Origin of the sequence: Limosilactobacillus avium, from assembly GCF_947381485.1 — a bacterium.
In the GTDB taxonomy this organism is placed as follows: Bacteria; Bacillota; Bacilli; order Lactobacillales; family Lactobacillaceae; genus Limosilactobacillus; species Limosilactobacillus avium.
In genome coordinates this window covers 35,308-59,112 of record NZ_CANCWN010000008.1, presented here as the reverse complement: position 1 = coordinate 59,112, position 23,805 = coordinate 35,308, and the positions used below count along the sequence as shown (strand labels likewise).

The 23,805-nt window shown below is 48.7% G+C and carries 23 protein-coding genes, 2 pseudogenes and 1 other annotated feature; of the genes and pseudogenes, 5 read left to right on the top strand and 20 right to left on the bottom strand.

Annotated elements, in window-relative coordinates:
• Positions 1–317: 317 nt before the first annotated feature.
• The 4 genes from rplL to QOS01_RS04310 form a co-directional block, all read right to left on the bottom strand.
• Complete coding sequence (gene rplL / locus QOS01_RS04325; protein ID WP_283621252.1) at positions 318–683, bottom strand: 50S ribosomal protein L7/L12; 366 nt, start codon at positions 681–683, stop codon at positions 318–320.
• A 62-nt stretch (positions 684–745) separates the two neighbouring features.
• Positions 746–1,246, bottom strand: a complete 501-nt coding sequence (rplJ, locus tag QOS01_RS04320) for a 50S ribosomal protein L10 (RefSeq protein WP_222258989.1) — start codon at positions 1,244–1,246, stop codon at positions 746–748.
• A 30-nt stretch (positions 1,247–1,276) separates the two neighbouring features.
• Positions 1,277–1,395: a sequence feature (ribosomal protein L10 leader region), on the bottom strand.
• 47 nt (positions 1,396–1,442) lie between these two features.
• Positions 1,443–3,206, bottom strand: a complete 1,764-nt coding sequence (locus QOS01_RS04315; protein WP_283621251.1) for an ABC transporter ATP-binding protein — start codon at positions 3,204–3,206, stop codon at positions 1,443–1,445.
• Positions 3,199–4,947 (bottom strand): ABC transporter ATP-binding protein, encoded by a 1,749-nt coding sequence (locus QOS01_RS04310; protein ID WP_283621250.1) that lies wholly within the window; start codon positions 4,945–4,947, stop codon positions 3,199–3,201. The genes QOS01_RS04315 and QOS01_RS04310 overlap by 8 nt, the downstream gene beginning before the upstream one ends.
• Positions 4,948–5,145: 198 nt before the next feature.
• On the opposite strand from QOS01_RS04310, the pseudogene QOS01_RS04305 reads away from it, so the two are divergent.
• A pseudogene (locus tag QOS01_RS04305) lies at positions 5,146–6,590 on the top strand (amino acid permease).
• A 240-nt stretch (positions 6,591–6,830) separates the two neighbouring features.
• Here the strand turns inward: QOS01_RS04305 and wecB are convergent.
• The 16 genes and pseudogenes from wecB to QOS01_RS04225 form a co-directional block, all read right to left on the bottom strand.
• Entirely contained in the window at positions 6,831–7,937 is a 1,107-nt protein-coding gene (wecB, locus tag QOS01_RS04300; protein ID WP_283621249.1) for a non-hydrolyzing UDP-N-acetylglucosamine 2-epimerase, read from the bottom strand.
• Between the two features lie 24 nt (positions 7,938–7,961).
• Positions 7,962–9,257: a glycosyltransferase family 2 protein gene (locus QOS01_RS04295; protein WP_283621248.1), complete on the bottom strand. Its 1,296-nt coding sequence runs from the start codon at positions 9,255–9,257 to the stop codon at positions 7,962–7,964.
• A gap of 3 nt (positions 9,258–9,260) precedes the next feature.
• Positions 9,261–9,398 carry a hypothetical protein gene (locus QOS01_RS04290; protein WP_156410631.1) on the bottom strand — a complete coding sequence of 46 codons (138 nt, stop codon included), beginning with the start codon at positions 9,396–9,398 and terminating at the stop codon, positions 9,261–9,263.
• Positions 9,399–9,664: 266 nt separating this feature from the next.
• Entirely contained in the window at positions 9,665–10,858 is a 1,194-nt protein-coding gene (locus QOS01_RS04285; RefSeq protein WP_283621247.1) for an aminotransferase-like domain-containing protein, read from the bottom strand.
• Positions 10,859–11,133: 275 nt separating this feature from the next.
• Positions 11,134–11,826, bottom strand: coding sequence for a 50S ribosomal protein L1 (gene rplA / locus QOS01_RS04280; protein WP_283621246.1), 693 nt, complete (start codon positions 11,824–11,826; stop codon positions 11,134–11,136).
• Between the two features lie 94 nt (positions 11,827–11,920).
• A complete protein-coding gene (rplK, locus tag QOS01_RS04275) occupies positions 11,921–12,346 on the bottom strand; it encodes a 50S ribosomal protein L11 (RefSeq protein WP_047769192.1) in 426 nt (141 codons plus the stop codon).
• Between the two features lie 123 nt (positions 12,347–12,469).
• Positions 12,470–13,015: a transcription termination/antitermination protein NusG gene (nusG, locus tag QOS01_RS04270; protein WP_283621245.1), complete on the bottom strand. Its 546-nt coding sequence runs from the start codon at positions 13,013–13,015 to the stop codon at positions 12,470–12,472.
• 110 nt (positions 13,016–13,125) lie between these two features.
• The gene (secE, locus tag QOS01_RS04265; protein WP_283621244.1) at positions 13,126–13,302 is read right to left on the bottom strand and encodes a preprotein translocase subunit SecE; all 177 of its coding nucleotides are present in this window, start codon (positions 13,300–13,302) and stop codon (positions 13,126–13,128) included.
• Between the two features lie 12 nt (positions 13,303–13,314).
• A pseudogene (gene rpmG / locus QOS01_RS04260) lies at positions 13,315–13,464 on the bottom strand (50S ribosomal protein L33).
• 68 nt (positions 13,465–13,532) lie between these two features.
• Positions 13,533–14,096, bottom strand: coding sequence for an RNA polymerase sigma factor (locus QOS01_RS04255; protein ID WP_283621243.1), 564 nt, complete (start codon positions 14,094–14,096; stop codon positions 13,533–13,535).
• Between the two features lie 375 nt (positions 14,097–14,471).
• Positions 14,472–15,221, bottom strand: coding sequence for a 23S rRNA (guanosine(2251)-2'-O)-methyltransferase RlmB (rlmB, locus tag QOS01_RS04250; protein WP_283621242.1), 750 nt, complete (start codon positions 15,219–15,221; stop codon positions 14,472–14,474).
• Entirely contained in the window at positions 15,211–15,624 is a 414-nt protein-coding gene (locus QOS01_RS04245) for a Mini-ribonuclease 3 (protein WP_283621241.1), read from the bottom strand. The genes rlmB and QOS01_RS04245 overlap by 11 nt, the downstream gene beginning before the upstream one ends.
• An 11-nt stretch (positions 15,625–15,635) precedes the next feature.
• On the bottom strand, positions 15,636–17,048 hold the full coding sequence (gene cysS / locus QOS01_RS04240; RefSeq protein WP_283621240.1) for a cysteine--tRNA ligase: 1,413 nt from the start codon (positions 17,046–17,048) through the stop codon (positions 15,636–15,638).
• Between the two features lie 391 nt (positions 17,049–17,439).
• A complete protein-coding gene (locus tag QOS01_RS04235; protein ID WP_283621239.1) occupies positions 17,440–18,609 on the bottom strand; it encodes a PIN/TRAM domain-containing protein in 1,170 nt (389 codons plus the stop codon).
• 22 nt (positions 18,610–18,631) lie between these two features.
• On the bottom strand, positions 18,632–20,008 hold the full coding sequence (radA, locus tag QOS01_RS04230; protein WP_283621238.1) for a DNA repair protein RadA: 1,377 nt from the start codon (positions 20,006–20,008) through the stop codon (positions 18,632–18,634).
• A 12-nt stretch (positions 20,009–20,020) separates the two neighbouring features.
• On the bottom strand, positions 20,021–20,557 hold the full coding sequence (locus QOS01_RS04225) for a dCTP deaminase/dUTPase family protein (RefSeq protein WP_283621237.1): 537 nt from the start codon (positions 20,555–20,557) through the stop codon (positions 20,021–20,023).
• Between the two features lie 127 nt (positions 20,558–20,684).
• Here QOS01_RS04225 and QOS01_RS04220 point away from each other — a divergent pair, with 127 nt between their 5' ends.
• The 4 genes from QOS01_RS04220 to QOS01_RS04205 all read left to right on the top strand — a co-directional run bounded on the left by QOS01_RS04220 (position 20,685) and on the right by QOS01_RS04205 (position 23,801).
• Positions 20,685–20,975, top strand: coding sequence for a GNAT family N-acetyltransferase (locus QOS01_RS04220; protein ID WP_222258961.1), 291 nt, complete (start codon positions 20,685–20,687; stop codon positions 20,973–20,975).
• A 14-nt stretch (positions 20,976–20,989) separates the two neighbouring features.
• Complete coding sequence (rpiA, locus tag QOS01_RS04215; RefSeq protein ID WP_283621236.1) at positions 20,990–21,673, top strand: ribose-5-phosphate isomerase RpiA; 684 nt, start codon at positions 20,990–20,992, stop codon at positions 21,671–21,673.
• A 140-nt stretch (positions 21,674–21,813) separates the two neighbouring features.
• On the top strand, positions 21,814–23,154 hold the full coding sequence (locus tag QOS01_RS04210) for a C1 family peptidase (RefSeq protein ID WP_283621235.1): 1,341 nt from the start codon (positions 21,814–21,816) through the stop codon (positions 23,152–23,154).
• A gap of 140 nt (positions 23,155–23,294) precedes the next feature.
• Positions 23,295–23,801, top strand: coding sequence for a DUF2975 domain-containing protein (locus tag QOS01_RS04205; RefSeq protein ID WP_283621234.1), 507 nt, complete (start codon positions 23,295–23,297; stop codon positions 23,799–23,801).
• The last annotated feature ends 4 nt before the right edge of the window (positions 23,802–23,805 follow it).

Below are 23,805 nucleotides of genomic sequence, written 5' to 3'. Positions count from 1 at the left end.
TTAAAATATTTATATCGGATTTTTTTATTTTCTGAACGGCCAACCTGCTTTTCTTAAACATAGTGCTAAGTAAGTGTTTATATCGGTGATTATTATTAGTCATATTCCGTGTGAATAATAATGACTTTTAAATAACACACTATAAACGAAATGCCGTTTTATACCATTTAACGGGTAATCATTTTTTACTAAACATGACCCCTTATGACCTAACAAGCAGCCCCAGCAAGGGTTTACATCTTATTTAGAGTATTTTTAAACAACAAAAGAGGCTGGCGATTACTCGCCAACCTCTTTTGGTTAAATTTATGAAGCGACTACTTAAGGGTAACAGTAGCACCAGCGGCTTCAAGCTTTTCCTTGATGTCGTTAGCTTCGTCTTCCTTAACGTCTTCCTTGATAGCTGAAGGAGCACCGTCAACCAGGTCCTTAGCATCCTTCAGGCCGACACCAGTGATGTCCTTAACAGCCTTGATAACCTTAACCTTAGATTGACCAGCTTCAGTCAGTTCAACAGTGAAGCTGTCCTTAGCAGCAGCGTCACCGCCAGCAGCACCGGCAGCAGCTACTGGAGCAGCAGCAGAAACGTCGAATTCGTCTTCGATTGCCTTAACAAGATCGTTAAGGTCAGAAATTGATGCTTCCTTTAATGAAGCAATGATAGCATCCTTATCAAAAGCCATGTTTATTTCCTCCAATATTTAGGTAATTAATTTTGATGTGGTATTGAACCGATATACGGTAATTATGCCGCTTCGTCTTCCTTGTCGGCAACGGCCTTGACTGCACGGGCAATCTTCCGCATTGGATCTTGCAATGCAGATGCCAGCATGGACAGCAGGTCTTCGCGACTTGGCATCGTAGCGTATTCGTTGATTTCGTCGAGCGTCTTAACAGACTTTTCGATGAAGCCACCCTTAATTTCAAGAGCGTCGTGGTCGTCAGCGAACTTCTTCAGAATCTTAGCTGGGGCAATTGGGTCTTCGTTAGAGAAGGCAACAGCAGTTGGGCCAACAAAAGTACTCCGCAGATCTTCGTAATCAGTGCCTTCAACAGCCCGGTCAAGGATCTTGTTCTTGATAACGGACATCTTAACACCGGCGTCACGAAGTTGCTTACGTAAGTCAGTAACTTCGGCAACCGTCAAACCACGGTAGTCAACAACGATAGCTGATTCAGCGTCGTTAATCAAATCAACAGTTTGCTTAACGATTTCAGCCTTCTTTGCAATAGCTGCTTCACTCATGAATTTCACCTCCTGCAATGTATTTTTGATCGGATTTATAAAAAATCCCTATGACCGCAGACATAGAGAAGGAATTTACATTTCTTCCTCGGCAGGTACGAATTAAGGCTTAATGCCACCTGAGTCTTAGGCAGAGTCATATTTAATCAACTATGAAAGTTTAACATGCCGCCCCCTCATCTGTAAAGGGATTTTCTCAATTTTCTTCCTCCTGGAGGCGAACTAACTTGGCATAGTAGCCATTCTGGGCCATCAACTCACTGTGCCGGCCGCGCTCAACAATTTTTCCGTCCCGAAGCACCAAGATTTTATCGGCGTCCCGAATGGTTGACAGGCGGTGAGCAATGGCAATTGTGGTTTGCTGACTGCTCATTTTGTTGATGCTGGTGGTAATCATCTTTTCGGTGTGGGAATCAATATGGGCAGTGGCCTCATCAAGAATTAAAACTAGCGGGTGACGGGCCATTACCCGGGCAAAGGCAATTAATTGCCGCTGGCCAGCCGACAGGTTACTTCCCCCTTCACTCAGGAGGGTTTCGTACTTTCTGGGCAGTCGTTTTATAAAACTATCCGCATTGACAACCTGGGCCGCGTCCTCAATATTAGCCTGTTCCTGCTCGTCACTATACATCCCAATATTATGGGCAACCGTCCCGTAAAAGATGACCGGGTCCTGAACGACCAGGCCCAGCCGGTGGCGTAGTTCTTTCAACGGGTAGTGACGAATATCCACCCCATCAACCAGGATTTGTCCCTTCTGAAACTCATAAAAGCGCATCAGTAGGTTAATAATCGAACTCTTGCCGCTTCCGGTATGGCCAACCAGGGCCACCGTTTGTCCCGGTAAGACGGTAAAGGAAATATCCTTCAGTACCGGTTTAGCAGGGTCATAGCCAAAGGTAACATGACGAAACTCAATCTTGCCGTCCGTGATTTTAAACGGGCGGGCATCCTGGCGCGGTTGACTGGAGGGCCGGTCCAGGAGGTTAAAGATCCGGCTCCCGGCAACAATTCCCTCTTGGAAGGTCGCTAAGTTCTCCATCACACTAGTCAGGGGGTTGAAGAAGTTCTGCTGGTAGGCGATGAATGCGTACACTACCCCCGCAGCTACCATTGCCCGCTCACTACGCCAGCCGAAATAGCCCAGTGTTGCGGTTTCTGCCAGGATGAACATTAGGCTAACCACTGGGTACAGCAGGAAGGAGTCAAAGTTAATCAAGCGGTTCCGGAAACTAAAGTAGCGTTTGTTCTCACGGTCAAAGGCCTTAGCCAGTCGCCCTTGCTGGCCAAACTGTTGGATAACTTCAATTCCCGTCAGCGCGTCGTTAAGGCGGGTATTAAGCCTACTCAATGATGCGCGGACCCGTTGGTATACTGGAACACTCAAGCGCTGGTAACAGTAAACCAGGATGATGATGACCGCCAGTAACCCCAAAGTGGTCCAGGCCAGTATCGGACTGACTGCCATCATTGCGACAAAGGCGGCAACAAGACCGGTTAGTGCAACCACCAGGTTTAAAATCAGGTTCCAAAAGTTGTACAGGGTCTTAGTGTCGTTCGTAACCCGGGAGACAATCTCACCAACGGGGGTCTCATCAAAGAACTTCATCCCCAAAAAGTAGACATGCCGAATTAGCCGGTCCCGGAGGCTTTCGAGTGTTCGTTCGGCCCCCACCGCAAAGCTGTAGGCCTGAATAAATTGGAGGAGGGCCCGGACCACCGTTAAAACACCATATATTCCTGTAAACAGGATGATCCACTTTAGCAATACCGGCCCGTGGCGCAGGTAGTGGTCAATGTAATACTGAATCAACCGTGGTAGCAAAAGGTTAACGATGCTAAGGGCCACTGCCATTACAATCGCCAAGGCAAACTGCCACCAAAAGGGGCGGGCAGCACGGAAAATCCGGCGTAATATTTTCCCCTGCTGCCGGTGAGTTAACCGCTTCTTTTCATCCATTTAAATCATCCTCCAACCGTTGACGCCGCAGCTGTTCTTGCAAGTTATTTCGGTACCAGCCCGGCCGCTTTAATAATTGTGCCGGTTGGCCCTGCTCGGTTACCGTTCCCGCTTCCATCACTATTAACCAGTCGAGTTGATCAACCGTACTAAGGCGGCTGGTGGTCATAATAACTGTCTTTTCCTTAGCCGTTACCAGCCGTTCTTCAATTTGACCAGCGGTCTCTGCATCAACCGCGGATAAGGGGTCATCCAAAACCAGTAGTTGTTCTGAACCAATTAAGGCCCGCCCCAAAGAAAGCCGTTGGCGTTGACCACCAGACAGGTTGGTCCCGTCCTGGCCAACCCTGGTCTTATACTGGTCCGCCATTGCCGCAATTTCTTCATCCATTGCCACCTTCCGGGCCGTTTCTACCACCCGCCGGTCGTCAGCCTGCTCATCACCAAAGCGTAAGTTACGCTCAATTGATGTTGAAAAGAGAAAGTCAGTTTGAGGAGTATAACCGATTTGTCGCCGATAGTCCGTTAAAGGAAGGTCACGGATATCCTGGTCGGCAACCGTAATTTGACCATCATAATGGTCAAAATCCCGGACCAGCAGCCGCAGAAGGGTCGTTTTCCCACTACCAGTGGGACCGACAATTCCCACCTTGCTACCTGCGGGCACCCGGAAATGAATATCGTGAAGGACCGGGTGATCCCCATCCGGATAACGAAAGCGGTTAATATCAACCATTAGTGTTCCTGATAAGTGAACGGCACCTAAACGTGCGGGACGCCAGGCAGGTTTTTCGGCAAGCAGGCTATTAATCCGGTCGTAGCTGGCCCGGCCCCGTTCCAGCGTATTAAAGAGGGTCCCAATTGCAAAGAGCGGCCATACTAATTCACCCAGGTAGGTAATCATCGTGACCAGCTGACCGACCGTCAATTGCCCACGACCGACAAACCAGCCCCCAAAGCCGATCGCAAGGAGGTAGGCTAACCCCATAATTAACGTAGTTGCTGGATTAAAGAGGGCATCCCAAAAATAGGCCCTGAGATTTGTGTGGAGGGCCCGTTGAACATAACGGTGAAAGTCGGCCAGGTCAGCTTCCTCTTCGCCGAGTGCCTGGACAACTTTGATTCCCGTGATACTCTCTTGGGTTTTATTATTGAGCTGACCAAACGCCTGCTGAGCCCGGCCATAGGCAACGTGCACCTTATTACCCAACCGGTTAGCCAGAACAACGAGGAGCGGCAGTGGCAGGAGGGTGATAATTGTCAGCTGCCAGCTCACGAAGATGCCCATTGCGATAATCATTGAGCCCCCAGTGATAATGGAGTCCGCTAAGGTCAAGATACCGTAGCTAGCAACCTCCCGGACAGCTTCAACATCGTTAGTGGCGTGGGCCATCAGGTCGCCAATCCGCCACCGCTGGTAAAAGCTGGGGTCCATTGCCATGAAGTGGTGAAATAACCTGCTTCTTAGCTGGCGTTCCAGGACATAGGAACTGCCGTAAAGCAGCTTCTGCCAGGCAAAGCGCAGGAAATATTGAATGATCGCCGCACTCAGCATAATGCTGATCTGCAAAGTCAACCATCCCCCGTTAACCCGGTGGGCGCTGATTGCATCGACAACGTTACCAATTATCCGGGCCGGGATGACGTTGCAAATTGCAACCAATACTAGGGCAACCACCCCACCAAGATACTGCCGCCACTGCTGACGGAAAAACCAGCGGAGTTGCTTTAAAATTGCCACCGGTTACTCCTCCTTTCTTTTTACTATTCAATAATAAGTGAAGATCAACGACATGTGAAATGCTTTCTACTCATGCCTGACTATGTACTCAGTGAATACTTATTACCATGCGTCAGTCGCATGCCTGACCATTAGAAATAAGTATTTTTAATATTCACCGGTTCGCACTACAATTTTACTAACTATTATATAGGAGGAATGTGCATATTGAATAATCAACAGCATAATGGCCATATCCGCCATACCTTACAGTCACGTCACCTGTCGATGATTGCCCTGGGTGGGACAATTGGTACCGGCCTTTTCATTGCCAGTGGGTCCGCAATCACAACTGCTGGCCCCGGCGGTAGCCTAATCGCATACTTTGTCATGGGATTAATGGTCTTTTTCTTAATGACCAGCCTCGCTGAGATGGCAACCTATAACCCCCGCAGTGGTTCTTTTGCCGAATACGCCAACCGCTATGTTGACCCCGCCCTCGGTTTTGCCATGGGATGGAACTACTGGTTCTGTGGGGCTATTATCGTTGCCGTAGAACTCTCCACCGTCGGGATTGTCATGAACTTCTGGTTCCCCCATGTCCCGTCCTGGCTCTTCAGTCTCCTGGCCTTTGTTATTATTTTTACAATCAATTACTTCTCAGTACGGGCCTATGGTGAAACTGAATTTTGGTTGGCCCTGCTAAAGGTCGCCGCCGTGGTAATCTTTGTCATCGTGGGAATTGCGGTTATCTGCGGTTTGATTGGCGACCACCATGCATTGGGCTTCCAGAACTTCACCTATAAGAAGGCCCCCTTCGTCAACGGGGTCCCGGGAATCATTAGTGCCTTCGTTGTCTCTGGTTTTTCCTTCCAGGGGACGGAAATGGTTGGGATTGCCGCAGGTGAATCGGCCGACCCCAAGCACAGTGTTCCCCGGGCAATTCACGCCACCTTCTGGCGTATCCTACTCTTCTACGTCCTGACGATTTTCGTGATTGCCTGCGTCCTTCCTTACACCAATAAGAACCTTCTCAGCTCTGATGTGCAAGACATTGTGACCAGCCCCTTCACCCTGATCTTCCAGTACGCCGGGCTCCGCTATGCCGCGGGGATTATGAATTTTGTCATCTTAATCGCGGTTCTCTCGTCAGCTAACTCGTGGCTCTACGCCATTTCCCGGATTCTCTTCTCCCAGTCAGTCGATGGTTTCTTGTGGAAAGGATTCCGCCGCGTCAATCACCGGGGTGTCCCAATCGTCAGCTTCCTCGCAATGGCAATTTTGAGTTGGCACTGTGGGCCCTCCAGTTCATCGGTCCAAACGTTTACAACTACCTGATTGCCGCTACTAGTCTTGGCGGGTTCATGGAATGGTTAGGAATTGCGATTGCCCACTACCGGTTCCGTCGCGGTTTCTTACGGCAGGGCCATACCTTAGACGAGCTTGACTACCATGCCGGACTTTTCCCCTTTGGTCCCCTGTTTGCCTTTGTTCTCTGCATCGTCGTTATCGTTGGTCAAAACGTTGACGCCTTCTTAAAACTCGATTGGTCCAACATTTTGATCACCTACATGAGTGTGCCACTCTTCATTTTCTTCTACCTCTACTATAAGCTGCGCCACCATACCCACCTGGTACCTTTAGCTAAGATAAAATTAAAATAGGTTTTCTAAGGAGGAAGACAGGGTTTTGCATTACCCCTGTCTTCCTTCTTCCATTTAAAAAGGGGCTGTAACATAAGCTTCCTATATAGTTAATGCTACGGCACAACACACAAAGGGGCTCTAGTGTTCGAAAAAGTCCGAACACTAGAGCCCTCTTTGTGCTTTCTAAAGACTAGTTTTACGGCGAAAAACGAACTAGCAAGCTAGTTCTGTCTCACTCCCATATATAAAGATCTCAAGTTAGTGCGCCCACTCGTCAATTGCGGAAAGAATCCGTTCACTGGCGTGCCCATCACCATACGGGTTTTGTGCACTGCTCATTTTTTGGTACTCTTCCTGGTTATCGAGTAAGCTCGTCAACTGTTTTTTAACGTTATCATAGCTAGTTCCAACCAGCTTCAGGGTCCCGGCCGCCACACCTTCAGGCCGTTCTGTTGTGTCACGGAGCACCAGTACCGGCTTATGTAGGGCCGGAGCCTCCTCCTGCACCCCACCAGAATCACTCATCACCAGTAAGGAGCGACTCATGATGTTATGAAAGTCAACAACATCTAAGGGATCAACCAGGTGCACCCGCGGGTCCCCCGCAAACACCTCATCCGCAGTGTTACGGACAATGGGGTTTAGGTGAACCGGATAAATGACGTCCAAGTTCGCCCGGGCATCAACGACATCTTTGATGGCCCGGAAGGTTTCTTTCATCGGTTGTCCCCAGTTTTCCCGCCGGTGCATGGTCAGCAGGATGATCTGGTGGTTGGGGGCAATCTTTTCTAAGGCCGGATGGTGGTAATCCTGGTTAACCGTGTACTTCAAGGCGTCAATCGCCGTGTTACCGGTAACGGTAATCCCCTGTTGGTGGTTGCTACGGTGGAGGTTATCAGCACTCGTCGCGGTGGGCGCAAAGTAGAGGTCGGCCAGGTCGTCAATCATCTGCCGGTTCATCTCTTCCGGGTATGGCGAATACTTATTCCACGTCCGCAAGCCGGCCTCCACGTGGCCAATCGCAATTCGGTTATAAAAGGCCGTCAGTGCGGCTGCATAAGCAGAGCTGGTGTCCCCGTGAACAAGCATGATTGCTGGCCGTTCCTTTTGGACGATGGGCTCCAAGCGCTGCATGGTGGTCATCGTTATCTGTGTCAACCCCTGCCCCGGTTTCATGATCTTGAGGTCGTAGTCCGGCCTGATATGAAAAACATCCAGTACCTGCTGGAGCATTTCGGCGTGCTGACCCGTCGACACTACCACCGGTGAAAAGCGATCATCCTCGATTAGTATGCGCACGACCGGGCCCATCTTGATTCCCTCCGAGCGGGTACCAAAAACGGCCATTACTTTTATCTGCTTCATTGTTTTCCTAACTTCCTTTCACCATCAACCCTTGCCGTGCTCCGTCTTAATCCACGAGTTTTCATGAAAGAGCCACCGCCAAAAGGCCATGACAATACTGAAGAAGAGCACAACGTAAAGGTACGATACGCCAAAGGGCAACAGTAAATACTGGCGCCGGGTAATTGCGGGTTCATCAAAGTGGCGAAGGTCATGCCGGTAGAAGAAGCTGAACACAATCCCCCATAATAAGGAAAAGAGCGCCACTAAGACTACCATCGCAATCAGGGCCAGTCCCGGCAGGTTACCGAAAAGCTTGTCCAGGTGAAAGAAACTGAAGACCGTCAAGACAATGATGGCAGTGTCGGCCAGGGCGTTAATCCACGGTTGACAGAGGAAGTAGTAAATTCCCGTCTTCTGGGCCGTCTTTAGTCGCCGGCTCTTCACAATCGCGGGGAGGTACTTCAGGCAGTTAAGGTCTCCTTGAATCCACCGGCTACGTTGGCGGATAAACTTCTTCAAGGAAGCCAGTGCCTCCTGATAAACGTAGGTTTCCGTCATGTAGTCCACGTGCAGGCCCTTTAAAAGCATCTTAATCGTCAATTCGTAGTCATCCAGTAAGGCATTCCCCCAGGGATGGGGACCATTCTTGGCAAGAATTGGGGCCAGGCGGAAGAACTGCCCATTGCCACTCAAGCCCACGGTCCTGGTGTACATCCGCATTATCTGGGTCATGTGGTTAATACTGAAGAACTCAATGTCCTGAAGGATCTGTAATTCCGTTTTAAAGTGGGGGTACATCTTCACCCGCATCTGACAGACGTTCCCAGCCGGCGAAGAAAAATAGCCATTCAGACGCTGGGCCGCATTAGGGGCGAGCTCGGCGTCGGCATCAACGACCCCAACAATTGTCTTTTCCGGTGTGGTTCCCCGCTGCTTAATCTGCTGCCGGATGTAATCAAGGGCGAAGTTTAAAACGTCCCCCTTTCCCGTATGTGCATCCGGTAGTTGGCGCTGGAGCAGGTGTAGCCGTGGACTCCTAATTTGGCGAATTTCGGCTGCCGAGTTATCGGTACTTGCATCATCAACCACCACCACCTCGAACTCCCCAAAGCCTAAGAGGTGCTGGATAGTCTGCTTAATCACCGCTTCCTCATTGAAACAGGGCACAATGATAAAGTAGCGCAGTTGCTTGTCAACCTTGTCCGTCACCTGGTTCCCGGCAAAGGCGATGTAGTCTGTGGGATACGAAAATGACCGAAAGAAAATACTAATAAGAGTATAAATTAGAAAAATCAGGAGGCTGATCATCCAGACTCCCGTAAAGAAATATACCAGCATAGTCTACCCCTTCCTCAGATTATGACGAAAGAGAAGCCAGAAGACAAAACTAATTGTTAGCGCTACCCCAATAATCACTAGCAAAATAAGAATTACAACCGTGACTAACGGCTGATCAACCGCATCAAGTAATGACAGCATCTTACTTCCTCCCCGCTACAAGTCACCCTTTTGGCAACATTGATTATCGCAACTAGTTTATCGACTAATTAGGAAATTGTCAAATCGTTATTGTATATTTATAATAATATAATTATTATCAGTGTTTTAAATTGTTGATATAACAGTAATGAATGTCGGACATTTTTCTTAGCAATTGATTAGTAGAACAAACAAAAAAAGCTGGGGTCGAATCAACTGTTAATTCGACCCCATCCCAAAACTGAAGGATAAGTTTTGTCTATTTTCTACTTATTAACCGCTTCTTGGAGTGCTTCACCTAGTTGTTTCATCCCGACCTTGATCTGGTCTTCTTTGGCATTTGAGTAGTTCAGGCGGAAAGCCCCTGGTTGTGGCTTACTCGCAAAGAATGGATCGCCTGGTACAAAAGCAACGTTGTGCTTGAGACATTCCTTGAAGAGCTCAACGGTATCGTCAACCCCTGGCACTTCAACCCACAGGAACATCCCCCCTTCTGGATTAGTGTACTTAACACCAGCCGGGAAGTACTTCTTAAGTCCATCCGCCATCAATTGCTTACGCTTACCGTAAAGGTCACTGATCTCCTTTACGTGTGCGTCAAGGTCATTATTATTCAAGAATTCAACCACCGCGTACTGGGCCAAGTTATCGGTATGTAGGTCCGCAGACTGCTTCAACACCGTCAGTTTATTGATGACGTCCGTATCGGCGACTACCCAGCCAAGGCGGAATCCGGGTGCCAGGGTCTTAGAGAAGGTACTCATGTAAAAGACGTGACCGGTTTCGTCAAAGGACTTAACTGCGGGAACATGGGTCCCGGCAAAGCGAATCTCACCATACGGGTTGTCTTCGAGAACATAAACATCATACTTAGCAGCTAACTCAGCGAGTTTCTTCCGGCGGTCAACGGCCATTGTTCGGCCGGTTGGGTTTTGGAAGTTAGGTACGGTATAAATCAGCTTAGTCTCCGGATGGGCTTTGAGGGCGTCCTCAAGGGCATCCATCTTCATCCCCTGTTCATCCATGGCCACGCCCACGAACTTAGAACCATAGGACTTGAAAACGTCCAGGGCACAAAGGTAGGTCGGCTGTTCAACCAAGACCGTGTCACCGGGGTTAACGAATGCCTTCCCCACCAGGTCCAGGACCTGTTCTGAACCGGTTGTTACCAAGACGTTATCGAGGACGCCGGTGACGCCTTCCTTTTCCTTAACGTGTTGGAGGATCAACTCACGGAGCGCAGTAACCCCCTTGGCGGCCCCGTATTGCATCGCTTCCTGGCCATGTTCTTCAAAGACTTTGTCAACGGCCGCTTGCATTTCCTTTACGGGGAACAGTTCAGGAGCTGGTAATCCACCAGCAAAGGAAATAATCTTCGGATCCGCCGCTGCTTTCAGGATAGCACCCACCGCATCCGTGCCGTCTGCTGGAACTCGTTTAGAATACTTAAACTTTGTCATTGTCGTCACTCCTTAAAAATGTTTTCACAGTTCTAATTTGTTTTTAATAAAACTGTCATTGGCAAGTAGTATACACTAAAACCACCCGCTTGTTAAGTAATGAATTTAGTTTCAGCAGATTTTCGTTATAAAAATTATTATTATTCTACCGTTTAATCCCGCCCTGGCAGTCTTTTGATTATAAAATAATTAGAGTATTTTTTTAAAATTAAAAAAGAGGAAGACAACGTCATCATTAACGCTGTCTTCCCCTTTTAATTAGGTTCAACTTAAATTTAGAATGAAGTCAAATCAAGCGTAACGCTTGGGCCGAAAGTCGAAGCGATGGAAGCATGCTTGATGTAAGTACCCCGAACTGAAGCAGGACGAGCCTTAACAACGATGTCTTCCAAAGTCTTCAGGTTTTCAACTAACTTATCGGTATCAAAGGAAACCTTACCGAATGGTACAGCAACGTTACCATCACGGTCAGTCCGGTAGGTAACTTGACCAGCCTTGGCGTCAGAAACCGCCTTAGCAACGTCCATCGTAACCGTACCAGTCTTTGGGTTAGGCATTAAGCCCTTAGGTCCCAAGATCCGACCCAAACGACCAACCTTAGGCATCATGTTTGGCGTAGCAATGGCCACGTCAAAGTCAAGCCAGCCGTCTTGGATCTTTTCTACTAAGTCGTCAGAGCCAACAAAGTCAGCACCGGCGTCTTCAGCAGCCTTGGCATTATCACCTTCGGCAAATACAATAACGGTTTGGTCCTTACCAGTACCGTTTGGTAAAACAACGGCACCACGTAATTGTTGGTCAGCTTGCTTAGTATCTACGTTTAAGTTAAATGCAACTTCAACAGTTGAGTCAAAGTTAGCAAAGTCAATGTCTTTTACTAATTGAACTGCGTCGTTAACTGCGTATTCCTTCTTGCTGTCAACCTTTTTAAGCGCATCTTGGTACTTCTTACCACGATTCTTAGCCATCTTGTGTTTTTCCTCCTTGCAAATGTGGTCTAGCGGAGTTAATACCTCCCACGGAGACACACTACTTTAATAGGGTGTCCGGACTGCTTAGCAACTAGTCTTCAACAGTGAAGCCCATGCTGCGTGCAGTACCTTCAATCATGCGCATAGCTGCTTCAACGTCAGCTGCGTTTAGATCTTGCATCTTAGTTTCGGCGATTTGCTTAACTTGATCCTTGGTTACCTTAGCAACCTTCTTCGTGTTAGGTTCACCGGAACCGTGTTCAACACCAGCGGCCTTCTTCAGTAAGACAGCAGCAGGTGGCGTCTTAGTAATGAAGTCAAATGAACGGTCTTCATAAACAGTAATTACAACTGGGATCAGCATACCCTTTTGGTCTGCAGTCCGGGCGTTGAATTCCTTAGTGAAGCCCATGATGTTAATACCTGCTTGTCCAAGTGCAGGACCTACTGGTGGAGCTGGTGTTGCTGCACCGGCAGGAATTTGCAACTTGACAACGTTAGCTACTTTCTTTGCCACGAGACAAAACCTCCTTAGTCCGTGTTGTGGTCATGATGAGGCAGAAAATTTACCTCTCCCACAGTATGTCCAATAGCATACCTTAATAAAATACCACAATTATAATGAGTAATCAATTATTAATTATTCGACCGTATCGATTTGGTCAAAGCCCAGTTCAGCGGAAGTTTCCCGGCCAAACATGTTGACGTTAACCTTCAGCTTTTGCTTTTCGTGGTCAACTTCCGTTACCTTCCCCGTCAGGTCCGCAAACGGTCCGGCGATTACCTTAACGGTGTCGCCTTCCTTGACGTCGATGTCATTAACGGTAATGTCAGCACCCATCCGCTTCATAATCCGTTCAACTTCTTCTGGCAGCAGTGGGGTTGGCTTTGAGCCCCCACCGTGAGAACCAAGGAACCCAGTAACACCAGGTGTGTTCCGCGCAATGTACCATGCCTGATCCGTCATGATCATTTCAACCAGGACGTAACCTGGGAAGGTATTTTCAACGACTTCCTTGGCCTTGCCATCCTTGACTTCACGAACGGTCTCTTCGGCAACGACTACCCGGAAAATGTAGTCTTGCATGCCCATTGATTGGGCCCGTGATTCCAAGTTACTCTTGACCCGGTTTTCGTATCCGGCATAGGTATGGAGCACATACCAGCGTTTTTCATGTGATTCCACGATGAATCCTCCTCTTTAATTCAAAATTTTGCCAAAATAAAAAACTTCGCAAATCTACGAAGTTCGTCACAGCTAGTATAACAGACCACTGCTTGTTTTACCACTATCTGTTAAACAAACAGTTTCATAAACATTTGAATCAACCAGTCGAACAGGGCAAAGAACAGGACGAAAAAGAGTGTCAGCGAGATGACAATGGTTGTATCACGCCGGTTCTCCTGTGCCGTTGGCCAAACGACTAGTTTCATTTCATGGTTAACGCTTTTAATAAAACGAATTAAGTGCATATTTGCCTCCACCTATTTACTCTCGCGGTGAAGTGTATATTCCCCGCAATGTTTACAGAATTTTCGTAATTCTAAGCGCTCTTGACGCTGAGGGTTAGCAGTAATCGTGTAGTTTCACGCACCGCATTTGGTACATTCTAAGGCCACTTTCTTCTGTGCCATACTAACACCTCCACACAGGGAATAGATTATCACGAATTACCAGTAGAAAGCAAGCGAATGGCAGTTAACTAGCGTTTTAGGATGTCGATCAATTTTTGCCGGCTGCGGCTCATCGCACTTTGTACTTGCCGCTTACTGCAATTAAGTACGGCCGCCAGCTCGTTTGTCGAATACCCCTTCTGGTAACTGATCAAAACGGTCCGTTCGAATGCCGAACAGGACTGCATCAATTTACGAATGCAGTAGTGACAATAAATGGTGTCTTCCGGTTGGACCTGGTGGGGGTCATTCAGAATTTCTGCGAAGTCATCATTTAGTGGGGCCACCTTCCCCGCCGGAATTCTTTTGCGTGCTTGCCGCGCCCGGTAAAGGTCCAAAATTTTGTTGACCAGGCTCTGCTTGTAAAAGCCGCCAAACTGGCTATCATTTGTTCCGGTATAGGAACGAATCACCTTGATCAACACTAGTTGTGCTTCTTGCTCCCAGTCGGCTAATTCCAGGCCCGGCACATAATAATGCTGCCATATCCGCCGAACTAAGGGGAGGTACTGGCGAAAGAGGAGGATGAACTCCTCATCGCTCAAATCTGCACAAAACTTGATCAGATCCCTTTTTTCTTCATCCAAACGCATCAATAAAACTCCCTAAAGATTCAATTAACCCGTCACGATTTTAACTCCTGACATAATGCCGGTAGTTCCCTAATAATGGTATTTACCTTCCCCATTATTGGGTTTAGAAATGTCCCAATAAACCTTTCCAAATTAAAATCCACGTGTCTGTTGCTAATTTAACAAAGCAGTCGGGACGAGACAATAAATGGTCCACCTTTAAAAAACACGCGATCGAACGCTAACGGCCACTTTGTCCACCACGTAAGGGAAAAATCCACTGCGATGTTAAATGGAAAATATGAAAGCCCTTACAGGTGATAAGGCATTGATAAACAAATTTGGGATTTAAAAAGACAAACTTTAGCGGTGATCACTAGAGTTTGTCTTTTCAATTTATGCTAATGGATGCCGGGAGTTAAAGCCCTGGTAGATCAACAGGCTGGCCGCCACACTGGCGTTTAGGCTTTGAACGTGACCAATCATGGGAATTGTCAGCATTTCGTCGCAGGTCTTCTTCAAAAGAGACGAGATCCCTTTTCCCTCGTTGCCAATCACGAGGGCCACCGCACCATGCGCGTCCCAGGTCCGGTAGTCCTTACCACGCATGTCAGTTCCAAACAGCCAAACACCACGCGACTGGAGCTCCTTAGCGGTCTGCACCAGGTTAGTCACCCGGGCAACCGGGACATGTTCAATGGCGCCCGTGGACGTCTTGGCCACCACAGAGGTCAGGCCGACCGCCCGCCGCCGGGGAATAATAATCCCGTGAACCCCTGCTGCATCCGCGGTCCGGATAATTGAACCCAGGTTATGGGGGTCTTCCAACTCATCCAGGATCAAGAAGAAGGGGTCCTCCCCCTTCTTCTCGGCGTTAGCAAAGAGGTCATCAATGCTGGCATAGTGGTAGGCGGCAACCGCTAGGGCCACCCCCTGATGGTTCTGGTGGTCGGTCATCTGGTCCAATTTGGTCTTGGGCACATTAGAAATTACCAACCGCTTTTCCTTTGCTAACTTAATGATCTGAGCGATTGCATCCGCCTTAAGGCCAGACTGAACGAAGACCTTATTGATCTCCTGGTCCGACTTCAACGCCATTACTGCCGGGTGCCGGCCAATAATAAAATCAGTATGCTCAGTCTTCATGCTTGGTCCGTCCCTCCTCAACTTGTTTAATACACCATTCGGCAAGTTCCGCTAACCGGTCCTGCTGCCCCGAGAGCTGCAGGTAGCCCATCAAGGCCTCAAAGCCGGTTGAAATCCGGTAAGTGAGGACCGAAGTGTGCTTGGCATGGGTGTGACTATTGGCATTCCGTCCCCGTTTAAAGTAGGCCCATTCCTCATCACTTAGGAGCTGGTCGGCCTTCATCAGGTCAATCAAAGCCGCCTGGGCCTTGGCAGAGACATAGTGGGTCGCCAAGTGCTGCAACTTTGTGGGCTTACTAAGCCCCTTGCTTAATAGGTGCTGGCGAATGAATACTTCATAAACGGCATCCCCCAGGTAGGCCAGGGCAATTCCGTTTAACTGCTGATAGTTTGCTTTTTCCATTACTTCTTTTGTTACTCCTTCTTATAACGAGTTCCCTGGGGGGTATCTTCAAGGATAATCCCCTGCTTCTTTAGGTCATCACGAATCTGGTCACTCCGGGCAAAATCCTTGTTCTTCCGGGCTTGGTTCCGCTCTTCAATCAGGGCCTTGATCTTTTCGTCATCGATCTCGTTGTCCGTTGCCACCAGTTTAATGCCGAAGATGCTGATAAGCTTGACCATTGCCGTTTCGAACTCTTTCAAGCCGCCACGATAAACGGTTGCCGCTTGGGCATAGGTGTTGGCCGCCTTCACTAGTTCATAGACCACCGCGATCCCGTTTTGGACGTTGATGTCGTCGTCCATTGCGTCAATGAAGCGATTCGTATACTCGGCTACTTGCTTTTGAACATTAGCATCGTCACCATCCTGGGCATCCTTTTCCCGGTATTTCAGGTTGTCAAAGGCGGTTTGGATGTGCTCAAGGTTGTTCTTGGCATCCGTGAGGTTAGCTTCGCTATATTGGATTGGCCGCCGGTACTGGGTGGTGGCCATGAAGAAGCGCAGCACTTGCGGATCCACCGTCTTAATGATGTCGTGGACCGTAATGAAGTTGTGGAGGGACTTGCTCATCTTTTCGTTGTCCTTACCAATCGTCACAAAGCCGTTATGCATCCAGTAACGAACAAACTTGTGACCGGTGGCGGCTTCACTTTGGGCAATTTCATTTTCGTGGTGGGGGAACTCCAGGTCCTGGCCACCAGCATGGATATCAAGGGTGTCACCGAGGTACTTAGTGGACATTACCGAGCACTCAATGTGCCAGCCGGGCCGTCCCTTTCCCCATGGTGAATCCCACGAAATTTCCCCTGGCTTAGCCGCCTTCCAAAGGGCAAAGTCCATTGGGTCCTCCTTCTTGTTGACCTCGTCGGCACTAACGTGTTCACTCGCGCCAACTTCCAAGTCATCAATCGATTGTCCGGATAATTCACCATAGTGGGCAAACTTACGGGCCCGGTAGTAGACATCCCCATCCTTTGCGTATGCGTAGCCCTTATCGATTAGGCGCTGAACAAAGTTGATGATTTCCGGGATATGCTCGGTTGCCCGGGGATGGCTCGTCGCCGGTTCAATGTTGATTGCCGTGGTGTCTTCCATGAAGGCCTTGATATACTTATCCGCCAGTTGGGGAACGGTGATTCCCTGTTCATGGGCCGCCTTAATCATCTTATCGTCAACGTCCGTAAAGTTAGAAACGTAGTTGACCTGGTAACCCTTGAACTCCAGGTACCGCCGGACAGTATCAAAGGCGATTGCACTCCGCGCATTGCCAATATGAATGTAGTTATAAACGGTGGGACCACAGACATACATGTTAACAATCCCCGGGTGCAGGGGTTTAAATATTTCTTTCTTCCGTGTCAAGGTATTGTAAATTGTTAGCATTTTAACCTACTCCCATCCGTTCATTAATTTAAAATTTCTTCTCAATAATTTTAACACATTCGCTTTCATGACGCGGCCGTTATCGCCAAACGAATGCTTTTAACCCCGCTAAAAGATATTTAACTGTTTGGTCATACTTTCTTCACATTCTATTGTTAGTATATAAAGCGTAGAAAGTTAATAGCTTTCTACATCAATGAAACCTATTATTTTTCAATTACTCCTCCCAATAGTAACGAAAAAATAATTACTTATGATAATCTCCCCTAAGGTTATCATATACTCCCTAACGAGATAGCATTCCCAAGCTATCTCTTTTTTTGTTTTAAATCATAATAATGGCCCCGGATATCTTGAATCTCCAAAATACCCGGGGCCATTTTCATTAATATTACTTATGACCCTTACCTTTCTTAGGCTCAGGCTTGTCTTTGGAATTCTTCTTCGCCGCTGAGCCATTGTCGTGTTGCTCATCAATCCCCCGCTGCGAATGGAGGGGCCGAGCGAAAATCATCCGGCCGGCATCGGTCTGGAGAGCACTGGTAACCTCAACTTCAATCGGCTTGTTCATGAAGAACCGGCCGTCTTCAACAACCACCATTGTGCCATCATCAAGGTAGGCAACCCCCTGCTGACGCTCGGTCCCCTTCTTGACAACAACCACCTTCAGGGTTTCGCCAGGAATAACCCGTGGCCGCAGAGACTTGGCCAGGTTATTGATGTTTAACACATCCACGTTTTGAAACTGGATGACCTTGTTGAGGTTGTAGTCGTTCGTCACAATTACCCCATCAACCTTCTTGGCAAGGGTAATCAGCTTGCTATCAACCTCGGGAATATCCTCAAAGTCACCGTCATACATCTCGATTGGGACAATCTTTTCGCTCCGTAGCTTGTTGAGGATGTCCAGGCCCCGCCGGCCCCGAACCCGTTTGATGCTCTCGCCCGAGTCCGCAATATACTGCAACTCATAGAGCACAAAATTGGGTACCAGTAAGGTTCCTTCTAAAAAACCGGTCTTAACGAGGTCGTAGATTCGCCCGTCAATCAGGATATTAGTGTCCAGGATCTTGTAGTGGTGGTAGTTATCATCCTGGCGCTCCAGGACTTCATTCTTACTGTCTTTGCCCCGCTTGACCATTGCCAAATTCTTCCAGTCATCCAAGCGGGAAGTGCCAATCTTAAAGCCGTAGTAACTGAAAACGACCATTAGCAAGATCGGTAAGATATTATTGACCACCGGAATCTTGGTCCGCCACAAGGGAATCGATACCAAGACCGCAATGACCAAGCCCAGGATCGTTAGTAGGGCCCCAAAGAAAATATACAGGGGACTCTTACTTGTCAGGTCGTGTTCGACCCGGTGAATAACGCTGACCGTTGGTTTCATAAGTGCTAAAGATAATAACCAAAAAATAATTGCACCAATTAAAACATCTAAGAATACCAACAGTGGGCTATAAATGTGCAGCTTAAACAAGTCCCACAGTGTCGGTAGGTAATAAAAGCCTACTGCGGCCCCTACTAAAATATAGAGTAAACGAATAATCCGTTTAAGCATTAGCATTCCTCCTTTTCTCTTTCTAGCCAAGGGCCATCCGTAGGGCCTCACGGAGGGTCCCCACACCGATGACCTCAATTCCTGAAGGCGGGTTCCACCCCTTCAGATTGTTCTTCGGAACAAAAATTCGCTGAAAGCCAAGTTTCTGCGCCTCGGCGACCCGTTGTTCAATCCGGTTGACCCGCCGGATTTCACCAGTCAAACCGACTTCGCCAACGAAGGCGTCTGCCGGCCGGGTCCCCTTGTCGCGGTAACTTGAGGCGATACTGATGGCGATTGCCAAGTCGATTGCCGGCTCGTCCAATTTAACCCCACCAGCAGCCTTTAAGTAAGCATCCTGGTTTTGCAGCATCAGGTTGGCCCGCTTTTCCAGAACGGCCATTATTAATGATACCCTGTTTCTACTCAAACCGGTAGCGGTTCGCTGGGCATTTCCGTAGACTGTCGGCGTCACCAGGGCCTGGATTTCGACCAAGATTGGTCGGGTCCCCTCTAAGGAAACCACTACGGCCGAACCCGTAGCGTCGGCTAAACGCTCCTCCAGGAAAATCTCGGAAGGGTTCTTAACCTCCGTCAACCCGTTGGTGTGCATTTCAAAGATTCCCAGTTCGTTCGTCGAGCCGAAACGGTTCTTAACTGACCGCAAAATCCGGTAGGTATGGTGGAGGTCCCCCTCAAAGTAGAGGACCGTATCTACCATGTGTTCCAGGATCTTTGGACCAGCCAGGGCGCCCCCCTTGGTAACATGACCAACCACAAAGATTGTGATGTTATTACTCTTGGCAATCTGCATCAACTGGGCGGTAACCTCCCGAATCTGGGAGACACTCCCGATGGCTGACGTCACATCCGTTGCCTGCATGGTCTGGACAGAATCGATAACCACGTAGGACGGCTTAATCTCACGGATAGTGTCCTTAATGCTGTCCATGTTCGTCTCCGGATAAACATAGAACTCATCCCCCGCAACACCGAGGCGTTCCGCCCGCATCTTAATCTGCGTACCACTTTCTTCTCCGGAAACATAGAGAACCCGGTGCCCTTCATCACTGAGCTGGCCAGACACCTGCAGTAACAGGGTTGACTTCCCGATCCCCGGGTCCCCACCAATCAAGATCAACGAGCCGGGGACAATTCCACCGCCCAGGACCCGGTTGAGTTCGTTTAACTTGGTCTTAACCCGCGGCGTTTCCTTGCTGTTGATCTCATTAATCTTTTGGGGCTTGGCAACGAGACCAGTTAGGGTGGTTGTCGGCCGCGCCTTGGTTGCCGTTGACTTCGTCTGAACCTGCTCCTCAACTAAGGAATTCCATTGACCACAGTTGGGGCACCGGCCAAGATAGCGGGGTGAACTGTACCCGCAGTTTTGACAAACATACTGTGTCCTTACCTTTGCCAATTTCTCTCCTCCTTACTTTTTAGTTGAGCCAAATCCGCCGGTCCGTTGGGCGTGTGGTGCCGTCTCACCATCGGCCAAGAGGAATGGCATAAAGATTCCCTGGCCAATCCGTTCACCCTTCTTGATATGGTAGTCGCGCAGGCCAAAATTAATCAGCTGAAAGAAAATTTCACCCTCGTTACTGTCGTTATCATAGTAATCCGCGTCGACAATCCCAATCCCGTTGGGCAAAATCAGCCGCCGTTTTAAAGGGCCACTCGAGCGGTTGGCCAACAGGAGGAATTCATTATCCTGCATGTAGGCTTTGACCCCTGTAGGTACTAAATACGGTTTTAAACAAGCGTCCGCACTTTGAAAATCTTCGTCGCTGACTTTCTTCTGCTTAAAAAGCGCCCAGAGGACCCTTAAAAAGTTCCCCTTCCAGATTGAAGGGAGGGTAAAGTCCTCGGAAGCGGCAAAGTCATAACCAGCCGCCTTAGCTGTCTGCCGCTTGGGGAGGGACAAGCCATCGTCGGCCTTTTTTGACACGATTTTAAATCCGCGTTTCACAGTTATTTCACCTCATTAATAAATCACTATTGTAATATTATAGGATAGATTGGTTACCAATGGTATTGGTTAGCTTGACTTTTCGCCCGACTTTATCGAAAATTAAATTTGAATGGATGTGATAGTGATGGAATTTGTTGTTGATGGAAATAAGCTCATTGCCAAGGACCAGTTTCACCCCCTAATTGGTGAACTAAGCTTTCCGGCCGTTGCTGACGACCGGGTCGTGGTCGAACGGGTCTTTGTCCACCCCGACTTTCGTGGACAGGGGATTGCCAACGAGCTCGTGCGCCATTTCGTGGACTACGCGAGTGAGCACCAGTTAACGGTAAAACTAATGTGTCCCTTTGCAAAGGCGGAGTTTCGCCGTCATCCCGAATACCAAAAGCTATTATCACCGGATGACCGCACAATTTAGGAGGATTTACGAAAATGAATCAAGACGAATTAAAGGCCCAAACCGGCCAGGAATCGGTTAACTACATTAAGTCAGGGATGATTGTCGGCCTGGGGACCGGGTCAACCGTCCGCTACATGGTTGACGAACTTGGCAAGCGGGTCCAAGCTGGGGAATTAACCGGCATTACCGGGGTTACGACCTCCAGTCGGACCGCCAAGCAGGCCAAGGAGCTGGGAATCACCATTAAGGACATTGACGAAGTTGACCATATCGACCTCTGCATTGACGGGGCCGATGAAGTTAGCGACGACTTCCAAGGAATCAAGGGTGGCGGCGGTGCCCTCCTCTGGGAAAAGATCGTTGCTAATGCTTCCGACAAGATCATCTGGATCGTCGACGAAAGCAAGTTAGTCCACCAGCTGGGGAAATTCCCGTTGCCAATTGAAGTAATCCCGTTCGGTGCCCAGTTAGTCTTCAACCGTTTGGAAAAGAAGGGCTACAAGCCGAGCTGGCGGATGGATGGCGACAACAAGTTCTTGACTGACGAAAAGAACTACATCATTGACCTCCACCTGGGCAAGGTTGACCATCCGGCCCAACTTGCCGACGAGCTTATCCACATGGTAGGCGTCGTCGAGAGCGGCCTCTTCTTAAATCGGGTCAACGACGTGATTGTCGGCACCCAGAACGGGCCCAAGGTTTTACATGCCCGGTAAGCAATCTAACCAGTTTAAATGCGCCTTGCGATTAGGTTTTCCTAACGCGTGGCGCTTTTTTGAATTGGGCAGCCGTTTTATTATGTTGTGCTGGCTTTTGTTTTATAATAGGTAGTAACAATTTAAAGGAGGCTCATTAAATGAGTTTTGCTATTTCTAACGATGATATCGCTAACTTCCGCGCCGACTACGACAACCGGCGTGACAGTCAAGTTTTAGAACGCGCCGTTACCAAGAATGGGGTCCGGAATGCCAGCTTTGATTGGCACTCAATCAAGGACAACGACCCCCACTTCTCAATCGACCTCAAGACGGGAAACGTCGCCGACCAAAAGCAGTCTGGTCGCTGCTGGATGTTTGCTGCCCTGAACACCATGCGGCACGACATGCAGCAAAAGTTCAACCTTCCCGATAACTTCGAGCTTTCGCAGTCCTACCAGTTCTTCTGGGACAAATTTGAAAAGGCCAACTACTTCTACGAAAATGTCTTGAAGACCGCCAAGAAGGATGCTGACAGCCGGAAGGTGGCCTGGTTAATGGCTGCTCCACAAAGTGATGGTGGCCAATGGGACATGCTTTGCGCCCTCATTGAAAAGTACGGGGTTGTTCCGAAAACAGCCATGCCAGAATCATTCAACTCCAACAACTCCCGGGGCATCAATGAAGTGCTGAACAACAAGCTCCGGCACGACGCCGTTATCCTGCGTAAGATGGTCAACGAAGACAACGCTAGCGATGACGAACTGAACACCGCCCGGCAAAAGATGCTCAACGAAGTCTACCGAATCCTCGCCTACGCCTTTGGGGAACCCGCTACCCACTTTGACTTTGAATACCGGACTAAGAAGGATAACGAATACCACCGGGACGCCAACCTGACCCCTCAGGAATTCTTCAAGAAGTACGTTGGCTGGAACCTGGAAGATTACGTCTCCATTATCCAGGCCCCAACCGCTGACAAGGAATACCACAAGACCTACACAATCGACATGCTCGGTAACGTCGTTGGCGGCCGGCAAATCAAGCACCTTAACCTGCCGATGGATGAGTTCAAGCAACTCGCCATTGACCAACTGAAGGGCGGCGAAAGTGTCTGGTTTGGATCCGACGTGGTCAAGTACTCTGAAACCAAGCTTGGGATCATGGCCCTCAACACTTACCTTTACAGTGAACTATTTGACGTTGACCTGGACATGACCAAGGCGCAAATGCTGGACTACGGTCAGAGCATGATGGACCACGCCATGGTCTTAACCGGAGTTGACCTGGTTGATGACCAGCCAACCAAGTGGAGGGTTGAAAACTCTTGGGGAAACAAGGTTGGTCACAAGGGCTACTTCGTTATGAGTGACGACTGGATGGACCAATATTGCTTCCAAATCGTCATTAACAAGAAGTACCTGTCGGATAAGCTGCTGAAGGAGCAGGCTCAGGAACCGATCGTTCTTAAGCCATGGGATCCAATGGGAACCCTTGCCTAAGGTCAAGTGAAAAATATTACCTACTGAGTCGGTATTAAGAGCCGGCTCTTTTTATTTGGCCAATTCTAATTATTGTTTGACGATATTTAATTATTGTTTTACAATAATTTTGTAAATAAGAACCACTGGAGGAGTGACTGATGATGAAAGAAAAGTTAGTCAAGTTCGTTTTGGGATTAGCCCAGGTAGGCATTGACCTCGGTATCGTTGCTACCTTCTTTACCGCCTTTGCAACCGTGATTGCCGGAATTTGTTGCCTAGTTTCACCCCACACGTTCCTTAACACCCCCTTGACCATCAATCTCGTCATTCAGGGGCTGGTAGCAGTAATCATCGCTGCCCTCGCCTTCGCTGAGCTACTCGCAACCCACCGTTTACTGAACAACCTTAACCGGGGCCACTACTTTATTGCGGCCAACTGCCAGGCATTACAACTGATTCTGTGGCTAGAAATCGCTTGGGTAATCATTAGCGGCTTCACCACTATCTGGCTACACCTGGTTCAAGCAAAGCCGTTTGTCAGCTTTATCGTGATGACAAATGACAGCTTCGGTAACGGCATTGGCTTCATCGTTTTTCTGTTAATTATTTACTTGATCTTCAAGCGCGGAATTGCCCTTCAGCAAGACGCTGATAGTATTATTTAGGTGG